Genomic DNA, 20,791 nt, shown 5'->3' on the forward strand with positions numbered 1-20,791 from the left:
TAATTAGCAATCTAGATGAAAATAAAAAACTTTCTTATTTAAGTGTGAATAAAGTCTGGTTTTTTAAATACTTAATAGAATAAGTAACTTTTTATATTTAATGAAATACATCATTTACGATCATGCAAAAACACAATTGTAATTATTTATTTACACTAAGTGTAACTGTAGTTTGACATGAATAAGTTAATCCTTTAGCCTGCCTTTTCATAACGATTTCAATCAGTTCAAAAACTAGGGGAAAGCGTGAAGAATCGTACTCTTGGCAGTATTTTTATCGTAGCGGGCACGACAATTGGCGCAGGAATGCTGGCGATGCCGCTGGCAGCAGCCGGTGTCGGTTTTGGAACAACCTTCGTGATGTTAATCACTCTTTGGGTTTTGATGAGCTATACCGCTTTATTGTTGGTGGAAGTTTATCAATACAGCCCGGCCGATACGGGCCTGGGAACGCTGGCAAAACGTTATCTTGGGCGAGGAGGCCAATGGCTCACCGGTTTCAGTATGCTTTTCCTCATGTATGCTCTGACAACCGCTTATATCAGTGGTGCAGGTGAGTTGCTGTCAGGCAGCCTCTCTTCATGGCTGGATAAACCTATTCCTGTTTCATACGGTGTGCTGATTTTCACTCTTGTCGCGGGTTGTGTTGTCACTATCAGTACTCAATCTGTCGATATGATTAACCGCCTGCTATTTACGGCAAAAATCATCTTTCTGGTTATTATGCTGACCGTCATGATGCCCCACATCAAAAGCACTAACTTGATGTCAATGCCTTTGGAACAAGGTTTGGTATTATCAGCTATTCCCGTGGTATTCACCTCTTTTGGTTTTCACGGCAGTGTGCCAAGTATCGTCAATTATATGGGAGGTGATACCCGTAAGTTACGCAAAATATTTGTTATCGGCAGTGCTATCCCACTGACTGCCTATATCTTATGGCAATTAGCCACTCTGGGTGCCATCTCTTCCCATACTTTTGTCGGCATCTTAGCGGAGCAATCAGGGCTGAATGGACTGTTAAAAGCGGTGAGAGAAGTTGTCGCGACGCCTCGTGTAGAGCTTGCTGTCCGTCTGTTTGCTGATTTGGCACTGGCAACCTCATTTCTTGGGGTCTCCTTAGGTTTGTTTGACTATATGGCAGATCTGTTCAAACGCCGTAATAATGCGACAGGCCGCCTGCAAACCGGCATCATGACTTTTGTTCCACCACTACTTTGCTCCTTGTACTATCCAAACTTTGTTATGGCGTTAACTTTCGCCGCAGTTGCACTGTCCATTCTCGCCCTGTTACTGCCTTCCATGCTGGCTTGGCGCAGTCGTCAAATTGAACAAAAAGCCTATCGGGTAAAAGGCGGAAAACCCGTTCTGATTCTGGTATTTCTTTGCGGAATTACGGTCATTACCATCCAGATAGGTATTGTCAGTGGTTTACTGCCAGAAGTAGGTTAATTAACTGTCCGCATCAGCAATGGTGCGGACAAAACGCAAAAGTAAATTAGAAATTCAAACCAGCACCGATATAAAATCCATCAGCCAGTTTGTTATCCCTATTTCCCTCTTTCCCTCTCATGTTCATAACCCGATAACCAGCATCCACCGTCAACGGTTTAAATACGGTAAAACGTAAGCCACCCGCAGCCTCAACATAAGAATCAATACCCGAAGTTAATCTGGATGGCGCACCGTAAGCTTCACCGTACAGCGCTAAAGCGGGCATAATAGTCCAACTCAAACCTACACCTGCGGCTAATGCCTCACCATTTTTCCCATCTTTAGGGGATAAATAGAGAGCCTTACCCCCTATGCTGGCCGTCAATGGACCAACAGGCAGGCTAAATGCTGTTCCCAAACTTCCCAACTGCCCGTTATGATCACTGCGTGCCCAGTTGCCATTCAAGGATAATCCGGCACTGTTATCACCAATTGCCGCAGAAGTATGGGTGAAATGGCGACCCGCCTGAACATTCACGGAAATTGCATTCGCTGACTCAGCAATGAACAACAAACTGGTCGCTACCACGGCAAGATAAACCTTCATTATATTTCCTCTTTATTTACTTAATGTTAAACATCTTACGTAAATACAACTAAACCGATAGACAACAAAAAGAAATGAATCATCTATACTTACTAAATATGTGTGAATTTTTCATTTCATTTGCTTAATAATTGATTATGTAAATAGTTTTATTCTAAACAATAAACAAGAAAATAATAAATAAATTATAAAAAAACACAATATTTGCATTTCGCCATTTGACCAGAATGTTTTTCTTAATCAGCGATTCCGCTGTTTTTTTTCATGTAAAACAGGAGAAGTGTGATGAAAAAGAGAGGGCTTACAACGAATGCTGGTACCCCTGTCGTTGACAACAATAATGTCATGACTGCGGGTCAACGTGGTCCTATGTTGTTACAAGATGTTTGGTTCTTAGAAAAGCTTGCCCATTTTGATCGTGAAGTGATCCCAGAGCGCCGTATGCATGCCAAAGGTTCTGGAGCTCATGGTGTCTTTGTGGTTACTCACGATATTACTAAGTACACTCGCGCTAAGATTTTTTCTGAAATAGGCAAAAAAACCGAGATGTTTGCCCGTTTCTCAACTGTCGCCGGTGAACGCGGCGCAGCAGATGCTGAACGTGATATTCGTGGTTTTGCGCTCAAGTTCTATACGGAAGAAGGAAACTGGGATTTAGTCGGCAACAATACCCCGATATTCTATCTCCGTGATCCACTGAAGTTCCCGGATCTTAACCATGTTGTTAAACGCGATCCCCACACTAACTTACGTAATCCTGCCTATAAGTGGGATTTTTTCTCTCATCAACCTGAATCACTGCACCAATTAACGATTGATTTCAGTGACCGTGGTGTACCTAAGTCTTTCCGCCATATGCACGGTTTTGGTAGCCATACTTTCAGCTTTATCAACGCAGATAATGAACGTTTCTGGGTGAAATTCCATTTCCGTTGTCAGCAAGGCATTAAAAACCTGATGGACGAAGAAGCAGAAGCGCTGGTGGGTAAAGATCGTGAAAGTTCTCAACGTGACTTGTTTGCAGCAATTGAGCAAGGAGATTATCCACGCTGGAAATTAAAAGTCCAAATCATGCCAGAGAAAGAAGCTAACTTGTTACCGTACAACCCGTTTGATTTGACCAAAGTCTGGCCTCACGGCGACTACCCAATGATTGATGTCGGTTATTTCGAGCTAAACCGTAATCCTGATAACTATTTCTCAGATGTTGAACAGGCTGCTTTCAACCCTGCTAATGTCGTGCCAGGTATCAGTTTCTCCCCTGATAAGATGTTACAAGGCCGTCTGTTCTCTTATGGTGATGCTCAACGTTACCGTCTTGGCGTTAACCACCATCAAATTCCGGTCAATACACCTCGTTGTCCGTTCCATAATTACCACCGTGATGGGGCAATGCGTGTCGATGGTAACAGCGGAAACACCGTGACTTATGAACCAAACAATGCAGGATTGTTCCAGGAACAACCTGAATTCAAACACCCATCATTGTCTTTAGAAGGAGATGCCGATCACTGGAACCATCGTCAAGATGAAGATTATTTCAGTCAACCTCGTAAACTGTTTATGCTAATAAACAGTAAAGAGCATCAACGTATGTTTGACCGTATTGCCAGTGAACTGTCACAAGCACATGAAGATACTCAACGCCGTCAGGTTGAGCTATTTAGAAAAGTTCATCCAGAATATGGCGCTGGTGTTGAAAATGCGCTGAAAAAAATCAAAGGGTAATGACTAACAACACTGTCTTTTAACCATCTCTGCCCATGACTCCATTAGTGATAATGGGCAGTACGAAAACAAATCAAAATAACTCAATATAAACTTGGCAAATCCAACACCCATTTTTTGATTTGCTGACGGGAAATTTTAATGCCGCTATTTTTAAACTTTTGAGGTAACAAATAGTAAGCGACCGGGCGCTGAAAAGCAGCCAGTTTATCAATCAACCATTCCGGTAATAAGTCGATAACTTCAGTGGAGTGACTATCTATGACCGCGACAGGACGATAACCAAATTCAGGGTCAGGTACGGGAACAATAAAGTTTTGTGCAACCTGCGGGTAGGTGTTAATCACCCGTTCAATCTCTTCCGGCTGAATCCCTTCTCCACCGCTGAAAAATTGATTATCCATCCGGCCAAGTATCCGCAACTCATCATTTTGTATCACACCTCGATCACGGGTATGAAACCAGCCATCACGATCAGCTAACGGTTGTAATTTACCATCCAGCCAATATCCATTGGCAAGGCTGCCAGAACGAATCTGAATTTCCTCATTTATCAGCCGAATTTCTTTGCCCGGTAAAGGATTACCGACACCGGGAAGATCGTCTGCCCGTTTAATGCATACTGTTGAAGCCAATTCGGTCAAACCATAGCTACACCAACAGCAAATACCTTGCTGCTCCGCCCTTTGAGTCAATTCAATGGGGATCATTGCTCCACCCAACAGCACTTGTTTCAAATTCAGGGACTGATTTTGTGACTGTTCCAGTAACCGCCAAAGCTGAGTCGGAACCAATGACGCATGGGTGCAATCGGCTAAAGCGTGATCTAACAGATGAGTATTTCTGAGCACTAAAGAAGCTCCTTTGATTAGCCAGCGCCAAATGATCCCTTGACCCGATACATGAAACAACGGCAATGAGAGCAACCAGCTATCTCGTTGCTGAAATTCAATTACTGAAAGTAGATCTTGCGCGCTGGCAAGATGAGCATGAATTGAGTGAACAGCCGCTTTAGGCAATCCAGAAGAGCCGGAGGTCAGTATCATACTGGCTGGGCGCATAGCATCCCATTCCACCGAATTATCAGCAGAATTTAGTGGTTCACTTTGCCAATTAAGCGATTTGGCATCTATGACAGACACATTATCACTACAGAAATCAGCCACAAAATCGATATTCAAATGTGGCAGTAATTCAGCCAAGAGCATTTCAGGCAATTGAGGATTTAGTGGCAATACTCGCGCACCACACTGTAAAGCCGCAAGATAACAAAACAACATCTCTTCGCTGTTCTTTCCTCGCAACATTACGCCACTACCTTCAACTACCCCCTGTTGGCGAAAATTGGCCGCTATGGTATCCAAAGAGATAACTAATTGATGCCAAGTTAGGGACCGATCACGCAACTTGACAGCAATATTTTCAGGGCTAAACGCTGCCCAGTAGCGCCACGGCCACTGGGAAAATGGATTTAACTGCGCCATGCGATTGCTAACTCGTCCAATCTTGTTACTGGCATCGTGCTACCCGGCCAACGGCGCACCAACTGAGACTGAATCAATTCCAGCGTATCCAGTCCAGGAATAGTCGCTGGCGTCAGCCAATGAGCAATACGGGCAAGCTGAGTCAAACCGAAGCTGGTTTCAATACTGGAGCTGATCACCGCCTCCAATCCCACATTGTGCGCGGCTGAAATCAACTGACAACAACGGGCAAGGCTTCCTGTCAGAGTGGGTTTGATCACAATAGCCGTCACCCCTGCTTGTGCCTCTACGTTAAAACCTTCATCACGAACGCTTTCATCCCATGCAATGGCAATCCCGGTATCACGGGCAAAAGCGAGCGATTGTTGTGAGGTTTGACAAGGTTCTTCCAAAAAGGCAATTCGGTTGCGGTAATCAGGATTGACATACTTAGCGAAACTGTCCGCTTTAGCGCGGCTCCAACTACGGTTAGCATCCAGCCGCAAAGATAGATCCGGTACCGCTTCCAGCAGAACATTAACGACCATGCCGTCACGTACCGCTTCGTACAGCCCGATTTTCACTTTGGCAACTTTTTGTCCACTCATGTTATTGAGACGAACAATCAGTTCATCAGGATCACCATTGCACAGGGGCGCTTTCCGGTAATCAGCCTCTTCCGGTAAGTTACCCTGTAATTCAGCTAATGCACAGCTAATCCCAAATGCAACAGAAGGTAATTCACTTTCATCAGGTTCAGCGCCAAGATGCCACAGTCTAAGCCATGCCACCGCGGCTTCACCTGCCTGTTCAACTGTTTCTTTGCTGAATTCCGGCAATGGTGCAATTTCACCCCATCCCTGTTGACCATTTTCCTGTAAGTGAACCAAAAAACCATCACGAGTTTTAAGCCGCTGATATCGCAGGATAACACCGGCCTCCATTGGCAATCTGAACCGGTATAAAGTTGCAGTACGCATTATGGGTTACGTTTAAATTTACTGAAATCAGGATGGCGTTTCTCAACAAATGCATTACGTCCCTCCTGACCTTCTTCTGTCATATAGAAAAGCATGGTGGCGTTACCTGCCAGCTCTTGCAAGCCAGATTGACCATCACAATCCGCATTTAGAGCGGCTTTTAAGCAACGCAAGGCCATTGGGCTATTTTTCAGCATCTCACGACACCAGCGAACGGTCTCTTTTTCCAGATCCACATATGGCACAACTGTATTAACCAGCCCCATTTCCAACGCTTGTTTAGCATCATATTGACGACACAAAAACCAGATTTCACGGGCCTTTTTCTGACCAACAATCCGCGCCATGTAAGATGCCCCCCAACCACCGTCAAAAGAGCCCACTTTAGGCCCAGTCTGACCGAAAATAGCATTATCAGCCGCAATGGTCAGATCACATACCAAATGCAGTACATGACCACCACCAATCGCATATCCAGCAACCATAGCAACAACGGGTTTTGGACAAGTGCGAATTTGGCGCTGGAAATCCAAGACATTCAGATGATGCATGCCGTTGTCATCCTTATAACCACCATGATCACCACGGACTTTTTGATCACCACCAGCACAAAAAGCTTTTTCACCCATACCCGTCAGGATAATCACACCGATATTGTCATCATAACGGGCATTATCCAACGCCTGCATCATCTCTTTAACCGTCAATGGACGGAATGCGTTACGTACTTGCGGGCGATTGATGGTGATTTTAGCCATACCATCGGTGGATTTGTGATAAAAAATATCTTCAAACCCTTCAGAGCAGTCCTGCCATACAATTGGGGAATAAAGTTCTTCTTCGCTCGGGTAAATCATATTCGTATTCCTTATTAAAGAGTGATAAAAAATGGTTTACTACCGCGGCAAACGCCACTGCGTTCGCCCGGTGAGCATTATGCCCAACACGTGGAATGGTTTGCAGCGGCAAAGCGCAACGTTTTGCCAAATGTTGGAATTTCTTATCATTTTCGCCACACAGATAAACAAAAGGTAACGTCAATTGTTGCAATACCGGCACTAACCAGGGTTGATGTCCAAGTGAGGTATTTTCCAGCATATTAGCCACACCATCGCCATTATTATGACGGCGTACTTTGATCAGTTGCTGACGTTGTTCAGGTAATAGATCAGAAAAAACCGGCTGTTGATACCAATCAGATAAAACTTGTTCAATCGGCTGAGAACGAAAACGTCCGGCCCAATTTCTATCGTGTTCAAGACGATTATTCCGCTCCTGTTGGGAAAATAACCCAGGATTTCCTCCTTCAATCAGTAACCCACATAATCCCCGAATATCACCATAACAAGCATGATGCATAGCAATGCGTCCACCCAAGGAGTAGCCAATCAGCCAGTATTGACTAATTCTCTGTTCTGCTAATGTTTCAGATAAAAGACAACTCATTTCCAGAAGATCTTTTACCCGCACGTCAGTGGAATCACCGTGACCGGGCAGATCGATGACCAATGAGGGATGTTGAGCACACAGATTCACTAACGGCAACCATTCATCACCACAGCCCAATAATCCATGCAACCAAACCAGCCAAGGGCGGTCGTTGTAACCGTTGAACTTGCGACAAACCAGACTCACAACATAGCCACCTGTTTTAACAGTTGTTGCAAACACTCAGCCCCTTCTCTATCCGGCACTTTTAACTCAATCAGTGTGGTTTCATTTTGTTGCCATGCCTGTTTAATACTTTGTTGCAATTCCATCCAATTTTGTGGGCTGGCATATTTCAAGCCGAACATCGCCGCAGCATGATCAAAATTAACGTATTGAGGCATACAGTAAAAACGCTGCCTTGCTTCTTCCTGTGTGGGTAGTAAAGAGAAAATCTGCCCGCCGTTATTATTTACCACAATTAATACCATTGGAGCGGAAGGATGACGCAACAGAGCCAAGCTATTGAGATCATAAAGCGCCGATAAATCCCCGATCACAGCCAAAGTGGGCTTTGCCGTTGCCCGTTGTACACCTGCCGCAGTAGAAATTAACCCATCAATGCCGCTAGCGCCCCGGTTACTGTAAACTGGATACCCCGCCGGTAATTGTCCCAGTGTATCAATCAAACGAATAATCAGGCTGTTACCGACAAACAACTGCCCACGTTCAGGCAGTAATTCACGCAATCGATAGGCCACCGTTGCTTCACCGAATTTCCCAGCCAATTCAGTTCTGACGCAGTTAACGGCTTTTTCTGACCAAACGATGAGCTCTTCTGCCCACAATGTACACGATTGTGCCCACGGTATGCACGGCTGTGCCGGATGAGCCAGTAACCAGTCAGCAATATGACAGGTCAATTTTTTGCCACGATGATTGGCAGGATCAAGCCGACCGGGTATCGGATCAATAATCCAAAACTCCTGCGGCTGGCATTTCGCTTGCCACTGTAACAAGCATTTCCCTATCAGGCTGGAGCCAAACTGCACTACCAGTTGCGCTTGCGCTAAAATCTCCTGCACATGAGGATTATCCAACCATAAATCGGCACAAGGCAGTGGCTGCCCAGTTTGTGAAAGCGCATTGCCAATCAGCGGCCAGCTCAATGCCTTTGCCCATTTAGCAACATTAACTCCCTCTTCGGCACTCATTCGACCAGCCAATACAACGCCTTTTTTCTGTTGCCAGCAGTCCCAATCCGGAACTTCTGCCACAACCTTAGCGACTGGCTGGCTCAACCAAGGTGTTTTACTTTTCCACCAATCACCTAACTGCTGCTGCCACTCATCATAAGCAGGCTCTTCATTACCATATAATGGTTCGGCAAATGGGCAATTAATATGCACGGCTCCATGTTGCAAATTCGCCATACTATGATCTATGACAGAAGCCAGCCAGCTTGCCGGTATATCTACGGTCGGTCTTGGCAAAGAAATTGTTTGGCATGGATGAGAAGCAAAAATACCATTTTGACGAATAGCCTGATTTGCACCACAATCCATCAATTCTGGTGGCCGATCAGCCGTAAGGAAAACCATTCGTTCACCGGTTAAACTGGCTTCAATTAATGAAGGATAGAGATTTGCCACCGCGGTTCCAGAAGTAACGATAACAGCAACCGGCTCTCTGCTTGCTTTGGATAATCCCAGTGCCAGATGCCCTAATCCACGTTCGTCAAAATGAGTATGACAAATCAGTTTGTTATTTGCCGCGGCAGCGATTGTCAAAGGCGTGGAGCGTGAACCGGGCGCAATGCAAACATGACGTAATCCGTGGCGAGTAAGAGCTTCCAATAAAAGTTCCGCCCAGCGGCGGTTAAATGCGCTGTTTGACATAGTTTACTCAAAGAATTTCTATAAAAGCTGACTATTAGCCTAACGGCGCAAATAATTATTTCTTTATCCTAGTTCAATGAATTGCCATTAAATCGGAGATTTAACTATTCACCTTTCAGTAAAGTGCGCAGCCCGGCAGCTTTATTCTCTATCTCTATCCACTCCTGTTGTGGATCAGACCCCATCACAATCCCCGCACCGGCATACAGTGAAAGTAAATTGTTGTTAATTTGTGCGCAACGTAGTGAAACTGCAAACTCACTCTGTTCACAGGAAAGATATCCTGCGGACCCTGCATACCAATCACGACTGAATAACTCGCTATCACGAATAAAATCACGCGCCGCTTCACGAGGTAATCCAGCAACCGCAGCCGTTGGTTGTAAACGATGCAAACAATCACTATCACTGGCACTCTTTAGTTTTCCCTGAATTCGGCGGCGCAAATGCTGAACCTTTCGCAAACGAATCACCTCTGGCGGAGCAACATCGACAGAAACCACAGCGCCTTGAAGACGCTGGCAAATATCATCAACAACTAGCAGGTTTTCATGCTGATTTTTTTTATCACCTAGCAACCATTGCCCCAATTTTTGGGCTTGCTGAGCATCATCAGAATTGTCAACCGTCCCCGCCAGCGCCTCTGTATAAAGCTGAGTCTGCTTACGGAGGTAAAGCCGTTCTGGTGAAGACGCCAAAAATGCCTCATGCTGATTAAAAGCTAGCATAAAATGATAACAACAGTGATTTATCTGGCGACTCGCTGCCATAAACTGTGCAGCAGCTAAAGATTCACTCAGTTCGAGTTGTGTCTTACGCGCCATCACCACCTTCTCCATCTTACGATGGGTGATAGTGTCCAAAGCCTGCTCAATCAAATCACACCAGCGGGCGCGTTCCGGCACATTCTCCGCGTTCACTACCACCGCCTGTAATGCAGAGAATTCCTGATGCGGAACTAATTGTTGCAGAAATTCCTGTGCATTCTTCATATCCTGCCGGCCAGCTATATTTAAATACAGCCAGCTTTCGTCACGGTAGCGGCGTAATTCGATGCGGGGCAAAAACAGATAACCTGCTTCCCCTGCATCGGATTGCGTAATACGGGCTGGTTGAATCCGATCCCAGGCATTCAGCCCCCAGATCCGTATCCGTGGAAACTGACGGTTTCTCTGCAAAAAATTTTCGGCTAAAGCAATATCACTGAAAAGATGAATTTGCCCACAAGCGGCGACTTCTTCATGGCCCTCTCTGTGATGCCAATAGAACTGCGGATAATGAGACTGCGCTGCCAGCCATTCCAGCCAGTAAGTGCTGCAACCTGCTGGCAGAGGAAATGAAATCTGTTGGATACCAACTTCGCTAACTTGTTTATTATTCAGAGTCTTGCATACATCAGCGACAACATTAGCAATTTGATTCACCACTTCTGCCTCAAAAGACATGATAGAAAGTAGGATTATACGGGGCATTAATAATAATTAAAGCCCTGATTATTTATGTAGTTATACCCGTTATCCTTCAAGTTGCCTCTTTGTTGGCTGCTTGTTCGATTCCGTTAGCGATATGCTCTTATCTCAATACTGAAACAGGCTAAATCAGAGACCCAGCCATTCCGATAACAAATATTAAGTTCATTAGCATAATCAATTTTCACGATGCAATTTATAAAAAAACGACTCTTTTACTTACTACGGAAAATTTACTAAATAAATACCGTTATTATAAACAACGGAATAAACATTTATTATTCTAAAAAAATCACCCTATAAAAAACAGATGTCACTTCTATAATAACCAAATATAATTATAAAAAAATCCTTCTTATTTGTTAATTTAAACCATCAGATAAACAATTAAGACTTTAATTAAAATATAGATCTAAAAATAACAAAAACTTTATTCAATGACATAAGGAAAATAGGATGCTATTCCATCTATTTTTTAAACATACCATAAATGACAAAACAAAAAACATCTAACTTATTCTTGATAAAAAAACCATATTACCTATCTTTTAAATTAATAATATAGAAATTATATAATCGTCACATCACAAAAACAACACAACCAATTGTTTTAAAACGATTTTAACAAAAATAACATTAAAATATTTTATATTTATAATCTTAGCATCAATTAAAGAATGAAATTTAAGACTATATAAAAAAGAAAGGCAAACGATTGTTTTTACATTTAATTACTAAAATAATAAAAATTCATACTATTTAATTTCATATATTAGATATACCAAAATCATAAATAATTTAATTTAAGATTGACAAAAATTCAGACAATTATTTAATAAAACTCATGAATTAAACTATTTTTACAACAATTAACCATGCAAATATATGTATTTTTAATTCAGATTATTCAATAAAAAACACAACGTTAATTTAACAACATGAGTATTATGACGTTCGGTTGTGCCTTGATGTATTTAATAATTTTTCAATAAAGCAAGAACCATTAATGGAGAAATATATGTTATTAGCTCAACTTTCAGCGGAAAAAACACTGAACGAAACAGATATTCCCTCGGCTACCTTGCAATTACTGACTGGTAAACAAGAAGGTGTTGCACGCCCCGGAGGAATATTTACCAAAGAAGACCTAATTAATATCAAACTGTATGTTAAAAAAGGTCTATCACTCCCTTTTAATCTTGAGGAAGTGAAGAGTTACTTGGATTATCAAAAGATCGATATCGCCGGATTAGAACCAGAAGATATTCACACTTTGTTTGAAGAAATCCGCACTCACTCGTTTAGCTGGAGCGATGTGGAAAACGATATTCTGCAACAGAGCATAGACCTGGAAATTATTGGTAAACAAATCACCGAAACAGGTGAGAATATCATTAGCATCATTAATGAAATGCCAATTATCACACGCATAAAAAGGAGATTAGGAGAAATATCGGAGAAACAACTCGCCCGGATCACCTACACCCATGAAGACAGAGAAGTATCATCTGCTCTAGGGGAAATCCTTGACACCATGAAAAATGATATTGAAAAACAGCGTGAGAAAACTGAAAAGGTCAAAACCGAAGTATCCGATTTCAAGCTAAAGCTGATTGGCGGCAGATTGTCAAACGGCAGCATTGCGCTAGGTTTACAACCACAAGTCGAAAATAAGCGAAAGCTGATGAAAGACAATAAGATGTCGGTCAGCATCGGAGATCTGGACGATAAGATCATGGAGAAAAAAGAGGAAATTGTCCAACTCAAGAAAGACTACGATAAATTCGTAGGCTTGGCTTTCTCCGGTATCGTAGGGGGACTGATCGGCCTCGCTATTACTGGCGGCATTTTTGGTTCCAAGGCAGAAGAAGTACGAAAACGTAAAAACATGCTGATCGAAGAAGTACGCAGCCTGGAAGAGAGCATCAAAGGTAAACGCGCATTACAAAAATCTATTACTAGTTTATCCCTTGATTTTAGCGACATTGATACCCGCTTATTGGATGCAGAAGTGGCTCTGAACCATTTGGATTACATGTGGCAATCCATGCTGACCCAGATTAATGCTTCTAAAGATAAATTCACCCAAATTAACGATGCACTCAACTTGACCTCTTTTATAACTAAATTCCAGCAAGTCATAAACCCTTGGAAAGAGGTGGAAGGTTCCGCTAAACAATTAGTCAGGGTTTTCGATGAAGCATTGAAAGAATACAAACATCGCTATAACTAATCGTTCCCCGTATTACATAGGATTATAGAAAAAAAGGAGTCTTAAAATGACTGAAGTCATTACTTTCCCTCAGAAAACTATCACTTATCCAGAAATTAGTGTAAAAACTTTGAATCAAGCAGTAAAAAACATCTGGAGTTTAACGCACCAGCAAAAATCAGGCATTGAAATCATCCAGGAAAAAACTCTGCGGATAAGCTTATACAGTCGAGATATCGACGAAGCCGCTCGTGCCTCTGTACCTCAACTACAAACTATCCTGAGACAACTCCCGCCTCAAGACTATTTCCAGACCATCATCGAAATTGATACTGCTCTGGAAAATTCAGAATTGGATGACGAGACACGAAATACCCTGTTGGAAGCACGTTTAGAGCAAGTACGCAATCTGAACAAAGATGTTAAAAATGTCATTTCCAGCTTACATGAAGAAAGCAACATAATGACCAGCAAAATTGCCGATGTTCGTAATGTCGTTATTTTAGAACGTCTGGAAGAGCGTCTGAAAGAAGAGCAGGAAAGAAAAGAAGAACTGCAAGCTGATATCACGAAGAAAGGGCAGGATAAGGCCAAATTAATCCCAGATCGCGACAAGCTCATCGAAAGTCAAAACATTATCCGTCAATATAATCTGGCCGATATGTTTAAGGACTATATTCCCAATGCCAGTGAACTGGACAAATTGAATCTGGCTAGCCCTAAAAAAGAACTTATTAAACAGGCGATCAAACAAGGAATTGAAATCACCAAAAAGATTCTGAGCAATATCTCCACAGGACTAAAATATGTTGAGCTAGCTGATGCCAGGATCAAATTAGATCAACAAATCGCTCAATTAACTAAAGATAGCGACGACTTAAAAACCCAATTAAAAGGCGCAGAACAACGGATTGCCAGTATAGAAGATGTGCATAAAATCGACAAAGAACGTACCACTCTATTACTCCAGGCAACTAAACTGGAGCAAGTATGGAGCATCTTCGCCAACCAATTACAGGAGACCATAGATGATCAAGCCCGTCAGCAAAACCTGACTAAACTCATACACGATCAGCTAAACTACCTTGACAATCTGGAATCGCAATACAGCGGGATTCTGCTGAAATAAATACGGCTGGCTCCCAACTCTTCATCAGGCAATACAAGATATTTAGTACCATTAGCGAATAAAACAGGTATGAAGTACAGTTCAGGGAAAAGAGATCGTTATCAATAACTTGCAATAACCCGGTAAGGATAATCTTACCGGGTTTTTATATTCCAAATAATGGGTAACAACCGACTGGCTATTTAGAGAATAATTTTCGCTTGCTGTATTACATCAATCAGCGGTTGAGGCCAGATACCTAGCGCCAATACCAATAATGCGGAAATCAGAACAACCATCCCGCCGGCAGTCGATGCCCAGTTCCTTGGTGTGTCACGATTAAGCGCTTTCGGCGCAGGCAGATACAAACTGACCATGACCCGTAGATAGTAATACAAGCCGATAGCACTACCCACAACTACGGCACCCGTCAGCCACCACAGTTCCGCTTTCACACCCAACACAATGACGTAGAACTTACCAATAAAACCGAACGTCATTGGGATCCCCGCCAGTGACAACATCATCACCGTCATCACCGCAGACAGAATAGGTTTATGCCAAAACAGGCCACGGTATGAGTAGAGGGAATCTGCATCCGGCCCTTTATATGGGCTGGACATGAGGCTAACAACACCAAATGCACCGATACTGCTAAACAGATAACCTGCCAGATAGATACCGACCGTTTCTTCTGAAAGCTGGTGGTTCTGTACCGCCACCAGCGCCACCAGCAGATAACCCAAGTGAGCAATAGAAGAGTAACCAAGCAGACGTTTGATATTTGTCTGGGTCAGTGCCATCAAGTTACCGAACAGCATAGAAGCAATTGCAATAACGGTTAATACCGTACGCAGTGCTTCACTATCCGCCATTGGTGCTTCAACGAATAGACGTATCACTACTGCAAAAATCGCTATCTTACTGGCTGTTGCCAGAAAGGTAGAGACCGGAGCAGGTGCTCCCTGATAAACATCCGGTGTCCAGAGATGGAAAGGTACCAGTGATAATTTGAAGCCAAGGCCAACAACCAGCATACCCAAGCCTGACAGTATCAAAGGTTGATAGATATAGCTGTCAGACAAACGATGCCCCAGTGCGGCAAAAGAGAGATCGCCTGATTCTGCATATAACAACGCGATACCAAACAGCATGAAAGAAGAGGCTGCCGCAGACAGCAGCATGTACTTGATAGCCGCTTCCAGAGAGCGTTTCTGACGATATGCATAACCAATCAAACCAAACAGCGGCAAAGTTAATAACTCAATACCGATAAACAATGATGCCAGGTGGTTTGCACAAGCCAGAAGAATCCCGCCCACTGTCGCAATCAGCACCAGTAAATAGAACTCTTCTTTGTTATCTGGATAATTTTCTAGCCAGGAATAGGCGAAAGTCGCCGTTGCCAGGCTTGCAACCAGTACGAGACCGATATAGAGCATAGCATAGCGATCCACATGAACCAGTGGAGTGACATCCATCGCTTCTTGCTGTCCGACAAAATAGAGAGACAGCAGAGCCAGATTCAAACCTATCACGGTCAGAGTGGTGTTAATAAAGTGATCGCGTCGCCACGCAATGGACAGCATCACAACCACTACCGTCAATCCGACGATCAACAGCGGTAACAGCGCGATCAGTTGTTGAGGAGTTATTGTCATGGCGAATTACGGCCTTGTAGTTGAAATTGAAGCTGAATACCAGGTCTGGATGTTATCCATCGCTGCCGCTGAAGTATCAAGAATAGGTTGTGGGTAGAAACCCATCACCACCAGTAATATCAACAGCACCATTACAATGGATACTTCTCGCATATCCATTCGTCTTAGTGGTTCATCTGATTTTGATTCACCGTAGTAAGCACGCTGCATCATATACAGGGCATAGACAGAGGCGAAGACCAGACCAAACACAGAAATCGTTATAATTAACGGAAATTCACTGAAACTACCAAACAGGATCATAAATTCACCGACGAAGTTACCGGTCCCCGGCATCCCCAGTGTCGCCACAGCAAAAGAGAGTGATAACGCAGGCAGGAACTGCACACGCTTCCACAAGCCGCCCATAAGATTCATATCACGGGTATGTAAGCGCTCGTAAAGTTGCCCACAGAGAATAAACATACCTGCGGCTGACAGACCATGAGCAATCATCTGAATAATTGCCCCTTGGTAAGCAAGCTGGCTGCCAGAATAGATCGCGATTAACACAAACCCCATATGAGAGATACTGGTATAAGCAATCAAGCGTTTGATATCTGTCTGGCTGAATGCCATCCATGCGCCATAGAAGATCCCGAGCACACCGAACCACATCGCAATCGGTGTGAACTCATGAGAAGCTTCCGGGAACAGTGGCAAACCGAAACGCAACAGACCATAACCCGCCGTTTTCAGCAAGATCCCCGCCAAGTCAACAGAACCCGCTGTTGGTGCCTGACTGTGTGCATCAGGCAACCACCCATGTAAAGGCACAACTGGCATTTTTACAGCAAAAGCAATGAAGAAACCGAGCATCAGCAAGTATTGAACGGTATGTGACATTGGCGTATTCAGCAGTTTTTGATAGCTGAATGTCCACTCGCCTGTCCCGTTATAGTGAACCAATACCAATGCCATAATCGCAATTAACATCACCAAGCCACTCGCCTGGGTGTAAATGAAAAACTTGGTCGCCGCGGTGATACGAGTCTTACCGCCTGAGCCTCGGTGCCCCCACAGTGCAATCAGGAAGTACATCGGCACCAACATCATTTCCCAGAAGAAGAAGAACAGGAACATGTCGATAGCGAGGAACACCCCCATCACACCACCCAAGATCCACAGCAGGTTCAAGTGGAAAAAGCCCTGATATGGCTGATTTTCCGTCCATGAACAGAGAATAGCCATCAGCCCCAGTAGTGCAGTCAACACCACCATCAGCAGCGATAAGCCATCCAGAGCAAGGTGAATACTGATGCCAAAACGTGGGATCCACGGCATAACAAATTCTTCTTGCCATTGAGGGATCCCTTGCGGATTCGCCAAGGTGTAGCCCCCCTGCAACCACAGTTGCAGAGAGAGCACCAGAGTCAACCCCATCGAAATTAACGCGATCCAACGCGGTACACGGGTACCGAAGCGTTCAGCCTGCCAACTCAACAGGCCACCGATGAAGGGCATAAGAATTAGCCAAGGTAATAGCATGGCGCAATGTATCCCTTAAATTAAACCAGTAGCAGCAGAGCTAAAACCAGCACTGCACCCAACCCCATAGAGGCAACGTACCAACGGACCTGTCCATTTTCACTCAGGCTAAGACCTTTGTTACTCCAGCGTGATAACACCGCAGGAATATTCATCAGTGAATTTAGCGGATCGTTTCGCAATACATGTGTAATGTTCTTGAATGGCTTAACAAATACCCAGTCATAGAGAACATCAAAGCCCCAAGCATTAAACCACCATACGGAGAAGAAACGCCCCGGAGCACTTTGTGCCACACCATTCACCAACTGACGTTTACCCAGATACAGCGCCATTGCCAGCAAAATACCCGCTACAGCGATCACACCAGAAACCACTTCCAAGGTCATTTTGCCTGTGTGATCCGTTATATGGCTTCCCGGCAACACACCCGCCAAGGGTGGCACAATCAGTGCGCCCACAAAGGTGGAAAGCACCAGCAATACCAGTAACGGCAGGTGATGGGTAATACCTTTAACAGGATGGGCTTTTGTTTTCGCCTCACCGTGGAATACAATGAAAATCATGCGGAAGGTATACAAAGAGGTCATAAATGCACCCGCCAGCCCCGCCAACATAAGGTTGATATGACCATGTGACATTGCTCCCCACAGAATTTCATCTTTACTGTAGAAACCCGCAGTGACAATTGGCAACGCGGATAATGCCGCGCCACCCACCAAGAAGCAGGCATAAACCAACGGAATGGATTTACGCAATCCTCCCATTTTGAAAATATTCTGCTCGTGATGACAGGCCAAGATGACGGAACCCGATGCCAGGAACAACAGCGCCTTAAAGAAAGCATGGGTCATCAGGTGGAAGATTGCTGCATCCCACGCCTGAACCCCCAACGCCAGGAACATGTAACCAATCTGGCTCATGGTTGAGTAAGCTAATACACGCTTAATATCGGTTTGTACTAACGCGGCAAAACCTGCCAACACCAGCGTGATCGCACCGATCGTGCCAACCAGTTGCAGGATTTCTGGTGCCATCAAGAATAGGCCGTGACTACGTGCAACTAAGTAGACCCCGGCGGTTACCATCGTTGCAGCATGAATCAGCGCAGAAACTGGCGTTGGACCGGCCATCGCATCGGCCAACCAAGTTTGTAACGGCAACTGGGCTGATTTACCTACTGCTCCCCCCAATAACATCAGAGTCGCCCAGGTAATCACCGAAGAACCAGCTTCCAGATGCTGTGGCGCTAAAATCGCCAACTCGCGGAAGTTCAACGTTCCCAGATTGTCATACAGAATGAACATGCCGATAGCCAGGAAGACATCACCCACACGGGTAACGACAAAGGCTTTCATTGCTGCGGCACCATTCGCCGGATTGGTATAGTAAAAGCCAATCAGCAAATAACTGCACAGCCCTACCCCTTCCCAACCGAGATACATCAGCATCATGTTATCTGCCAGAACCAGTATCACCATGCTGGCAATAAACAGGTTGGTATAAGCGAAGAAACGGGAATAGCCCTCTTCACCACGCATATACCACGAGGCATACATATGGATCAGGAAACCAACACCCGTTACCACACTCAACATGGTAAGCGATAAACCATCAAGAACCAGAGTGAACGGAATACTGAAATTCCCAACTTCCATCCAGTTCCACAGGTTCTGACTGTAAACCAGATCACCCGCACCATTCTGACTATTGAAATCGATAGCTACCCATAAGGTAACCAACGCAGCCAAACCAACAGAACTAATCCCGATGGTAGCCGATGTATTTTCAGACCAGCGGCCACGGGAAAATGCCAACAGCAAAAATCCCAGCAGTGGCAGCAGAATTGTTAAATAGAGTAAGTTCATCCGCGCATCTCACTGACTGTATCAATATTCAGATTCTGGCGACGACGATAGAGCTGCAATAACAGCGCCAAGCCAATACTCGCCTCTGCCGCCGCCAAGCTGATAGCCAAAATAAACATCACTTGACCATCTGGCTGGCCCCAATAGCTGCCTACCACAACAAAAGCCAGAGCCGCAGCATTAATCATCACTTCGAGCCCAATTAACATAAACAACAGATTACGGCGGATGATGAGCCCGGTCAGGCCCAACACAAATAGAATTGCCGCCAAAATCAGTCCATGTTGAAGAGGTATCATGGTTGTTCCTCCGCATTTCGGTTGCTGAGCACTTCACCCTGTTTGTGTTCACGGCCAATGTGATACGCCACCACCATACCGGCAAGCAACAGCAAAGAAGCCAGTTCAACGGCCAATACATACGGACCAAACAAACTGATACCCACTTCTTTGGCACTGACAACTTCACCCGTGATATTGTCGGCAATATCCCCATGAGAAACATTGATAATGGTATACACCAGCACAACAAGCAGCATTGTTGACAGTATTCCCGGACCAATCCACGTCCGCGGTTTCAACCAAACACGCTCCTGTTCAACAACAGATTTGCCAAGGTTAAGCATCATCACCACGAAAACGAACAGCACCATAATAGCCCCGGCGTAAACGATGATCTCTAGCGCACCGGCAAAATAAGCGCCCAGCGAAAAAAACACCGCTGAAAGCGCCAGCAGAGAAACGATCAGATACAAAAGCGCATGTATCGGATTGGTATGGGTAATTACCCTGATAGTTGCCAATATGGCAATCAGCCCAGCGGTATAAAACGTAAATTCCATGAATATCGCTCCTTACGGCAACAGGCTTTTAACGTCGATAGGTTTCGCTTCATTGTCGGCTTCACCTTTTGATTTGCCGTCAATTGCCACACCTGTCTTACGGTAAAAGTTATAATCAGGATATTTACCCGGACCTGAAATCGTCAGCTCCTCTTTTTCATATACCAAATCCTGACGCTTAAATTCCCCCATTTCGAAATCAGGCGTTAATTGGATCGCTGTAGTCGGGCAAGCTTCTTCACATAAGCCACAGAAAATACAACGTGAGAAGTTAATGCGGAAAAATTCTGGATACCAACGACCATCTTCATGTTCCGCCTTTTGCAGTGAGATACATCCCACCGGGCAAACAGCCGCACACAGGTTACAGGCAACACAACGCTCTTCACCGTCCGGATCGCGCGTCAACACAATACGGCCACGGTAACGGGGTGGCAGATAAACCGGTTCCTCTGGATACATTTGGGTTTCGCGCTTATGAAAGGCATGCAAGCCAATCATCCAAATACTGCGTACCTGGGTGGCAAAACCAACCACTAACTCTTTCAATGTCATGGTTCATTCCCC

General features: G+C 44.4%; 17 protein-coding genes. 4 read left to right on the forward strand and 13 right to left on the reverse strand.

Features of this window, described 5'->3' with window-relative positions; genetic code table 11:
* The first annotated feature begins 246 nt into the window (after positions 1-246).
* On the forward strand, positions 247-1,452 hold the full coding sequence (tyrP, locus tag PluTT01m_RS15830; RefSeq protein ID WP_011147283.1) for a tyrosine transporter TyrP: 1,206 nt from the start codon (positions 247-249) through the stop codon (positions 1,450-1,452).
* A gap of 46 nt (positions 1,453-1,498) precedes the next feature.
* On the opposite strand, the gene PluTT01m_RS15835 is transcribed toward tyrP, so the two are convergent.
* Complete coding sequence (locus PluTT01m_RS15835) at positions 1,499-2,041, reverse strand: YfaZ family outer membrane protein (protein ID WP_011147284.1); 543 nt, start codon at positions 2,039-2,041, stop codon at positions 1,499-1,501.
* Positions 2,042-2,326: 285 nt separating this feature from the next.
* On the opposite strand from PluTT01m_RS15835, the gene PluTT01m_RS15840 reads away from it, so the two are divergent.
* Entirely contained in the window at positions 2,327-3,769 is a 1,443-nt protein-coding gene (locus tag PluTT01m_RS15840; RefSeq protein WP_011147285.1) for a catalase, read from the forward strand.
* A gap of 83 nt (positions 3,770-3,852) precedes the next feature.
* Here PluTT01m_RS15840 and menE read toward each other — a convergent pair whose 3' ends face one another.
* The 6 genes from menE to menF form a co-directional block, all read right to left on the reverse strand.
* Positions 3,853-5,253: an o-succinylbenzoate--CoA ligase gene (gene menE, locus PluTT01m_RS15845; RefSeq protein WP_011147286.1), complete on the reverse strand. Its 1,401-nt coding sequence runs from the start codon at positions 5,251-5,253 to the stop codon at positions 3,853-3,855.
* Complete coding sequence (menC, locus tag PluTT01m_RS15850; RefSeq protein ID WP_011147287.1) at positions 5,241-6,212, reverse strand: o-succinylbenzoate synthase; 972 nt, start codon at positions 6,210-6,212, stop codon at positions 5,241-5,243. The genes menE and menC overlap by 13 nt, the downstream gene beginning before the upstream one ends.
* The gene (gene menB / locus PluTT01m_RS15855) at positions 6,212-7,069 is read right to left on the reverse strand and encodes a 1,4-dihydroxy-2-naphthoyl-CoA synthase (RefSeq protein ID WP_011147288.1); all 858 of its coding nucleotides are present in this window, start codon (positions 7,067-7,069) and stop codon (positions 6,212-6,214) included. The genes menC and menB overlap by 1 nt, the downstream gene beginning before the upstream one ends.
* Entirely contained in the window at positions 7,011-7,847 is an 837-nt protein-coding gene (gene menH / locus PluTT01m_RS15860; protein ID WP_011147289.1) for a 2-succinyl-6-hydroxy-2,4-cyclohexadiene-1-carboxylate synthase, read from the reverse strand. The genes menB and menH overlap by 59 nt, the downstream gene beginning before the upstream one ends.
* Positions 7,844-9,538: a 2-succinyl-5-enolpyruvyl-6-hydroxy-3-cyclohexene-1-carboxylic-acid synthase gene (menD, locus tag PluTT01m_RS15865; protein WP_011147290.1), complete on the reverse strand. Its 1,695-nt coding sequence runs from the start codon at positions 9,536-9,538 to the stop codon at positions 7,844-7,846. The genes menH and menD overlap by 4 nt, the downstream gene beginning before the upstream one ends.
* A gap of 104 nt (positions 9,539-9,642) precedes the next feature.
* Complete coding sequence (menF, locus tag PluTT01m_RS15870) at positions 9,643-10,962, reverse strand: isochorismate synthase MenF (RefSeq protein WP_011147291.1); 1,320 nt, start codon at positions 10,960-10,962, stop codon at positions 9,643-9,645.
* 1,051 nt (positions 10,963-12,013) lie between these two features.
* Here menF and PluTT01m_RS15875 point away from each other — a divergent pair.
* A complete protein-coding gene (locus PluTT01m_RS15875; RefSeq protein WP_011147292.1) occupies positions 12,014-13,240 on the forward strand; it encodes an alpha-xenorhabdolysin family binary toxin subunit A in 1,227 nt (408 codons plus the stop codon).
* 46 nt (positions 13,241-13,286) lie between these two features.
* Positions 13,287-14,348, forward strand: coding sequence for an alpha-xenorhabdolysin family binary toxin subunit B (locus PluTT01m_RS15880; protein WP_011147293.1), 1,062 nt, complete (start codon positions 13,287-13,289; stop codon positions 14,346-14,348).
* A gap of 182 nt (positions 14,349-14,530) precedes the next feature.
* On the opposite strand, the gene nuoN is transcribed toward PluTT01m_RS15880, so the two are convergent.
* From nuoN to nuoI, 6 genes are read right to left on the reverse strand one after another with little or no spacing between them, the layout of a single operon-like run.
* Entirely contained in the window at positions 14,531-15,988 is a 1,458-nt protein-coding gene (gene nuoN, locus PluTT01m_RS15885; RefSeq protein WP_011147294.1) for an NADH-quinone oxidoreductase subunit NuoN, read from the reverse strand.
* A 6-nt stretch (positions 15,989-15,994) separates the two neighbouring features.
* Positions 15,995-17,515, reverse strand: coding sequence for an NADH-quinone oxidoreductase subunit M (gene nuoM / locus PluTT01m_RS15890; protein WP_011147295.1), 1,521 nt, complete (start codon positions 17,513-17,515; stop codon positions 15,995-15,997).
* A 20-nt stretch (positions 17,516-17,535) separates the two neighbouring features.
* Positions 17,536-19,383, reverse strand: coding sequence for an NADH-quinone oxidoreductase subunit L (gene nuoL, locus PluTT01m_RS15895; RefSeq protein WP_011147296.1), 1,848 nt, complete (start codon positions 19,381-19,383; stop codon positions 17,536-17,538).
* The gene (gene nuoK, locus PluTT01m_RS15900) at positions 19,380-19,682 is read right to left on the reverse strand and encodes an NADH-quinone oxidoreductase subunit NuoK (RefSeq protein WP_011147297.1); all 303 of its coding nucleotides are present in this window, start codon (positions 19,680-19,682) and stop codon (positions 19,380-19,382) included. Before nuoK ends, nuoL begins: the two co-directional genes overlap by 4 nt.
* Positions 19,679-20,224 (reverse strand): NADH-quinone oxidoreductase subunit J, encoded by a 546-nt coding sequence (gene nuoJ / locus PluTT01m_RS15905; protein ID WP_011147298.1) that lies wholly within the window; start codon positions 20,222-20,224, stop codon positions 19,679-19,681. The genes nuoK and nuoJ overlap by 4 nt, the downstream gene beginning before the upstream one ends.
* Before the next feature lie 12 nt (positions 20,225-20,236).
* Positions 20,237-20,779, reverse strand: coding sequence for an NADH-quinone oxidoreductase subunit NuoI (gene nuoI, locus PluTT01m_RS15910; protein ID WP_011147299.1), 543 nt, complete (start codon positions 20,777-20,779; stop codon positions 20,237-20,239).
* Positions 20,780-20,791 lie beyond the last annotated feature (12 nt).

The sequence above is a fragment of the Photorhabdus laumondii subsp. laumondii genome, from assembly GCF_003343245.1.
Taxonomy (GTDB): Bacteria; Pseudomonadota; Gammaproteobacteria; order Enterobacterales; family Enterobacteriaceae; genus Photorhabdus; species Photorhabdus laumondii.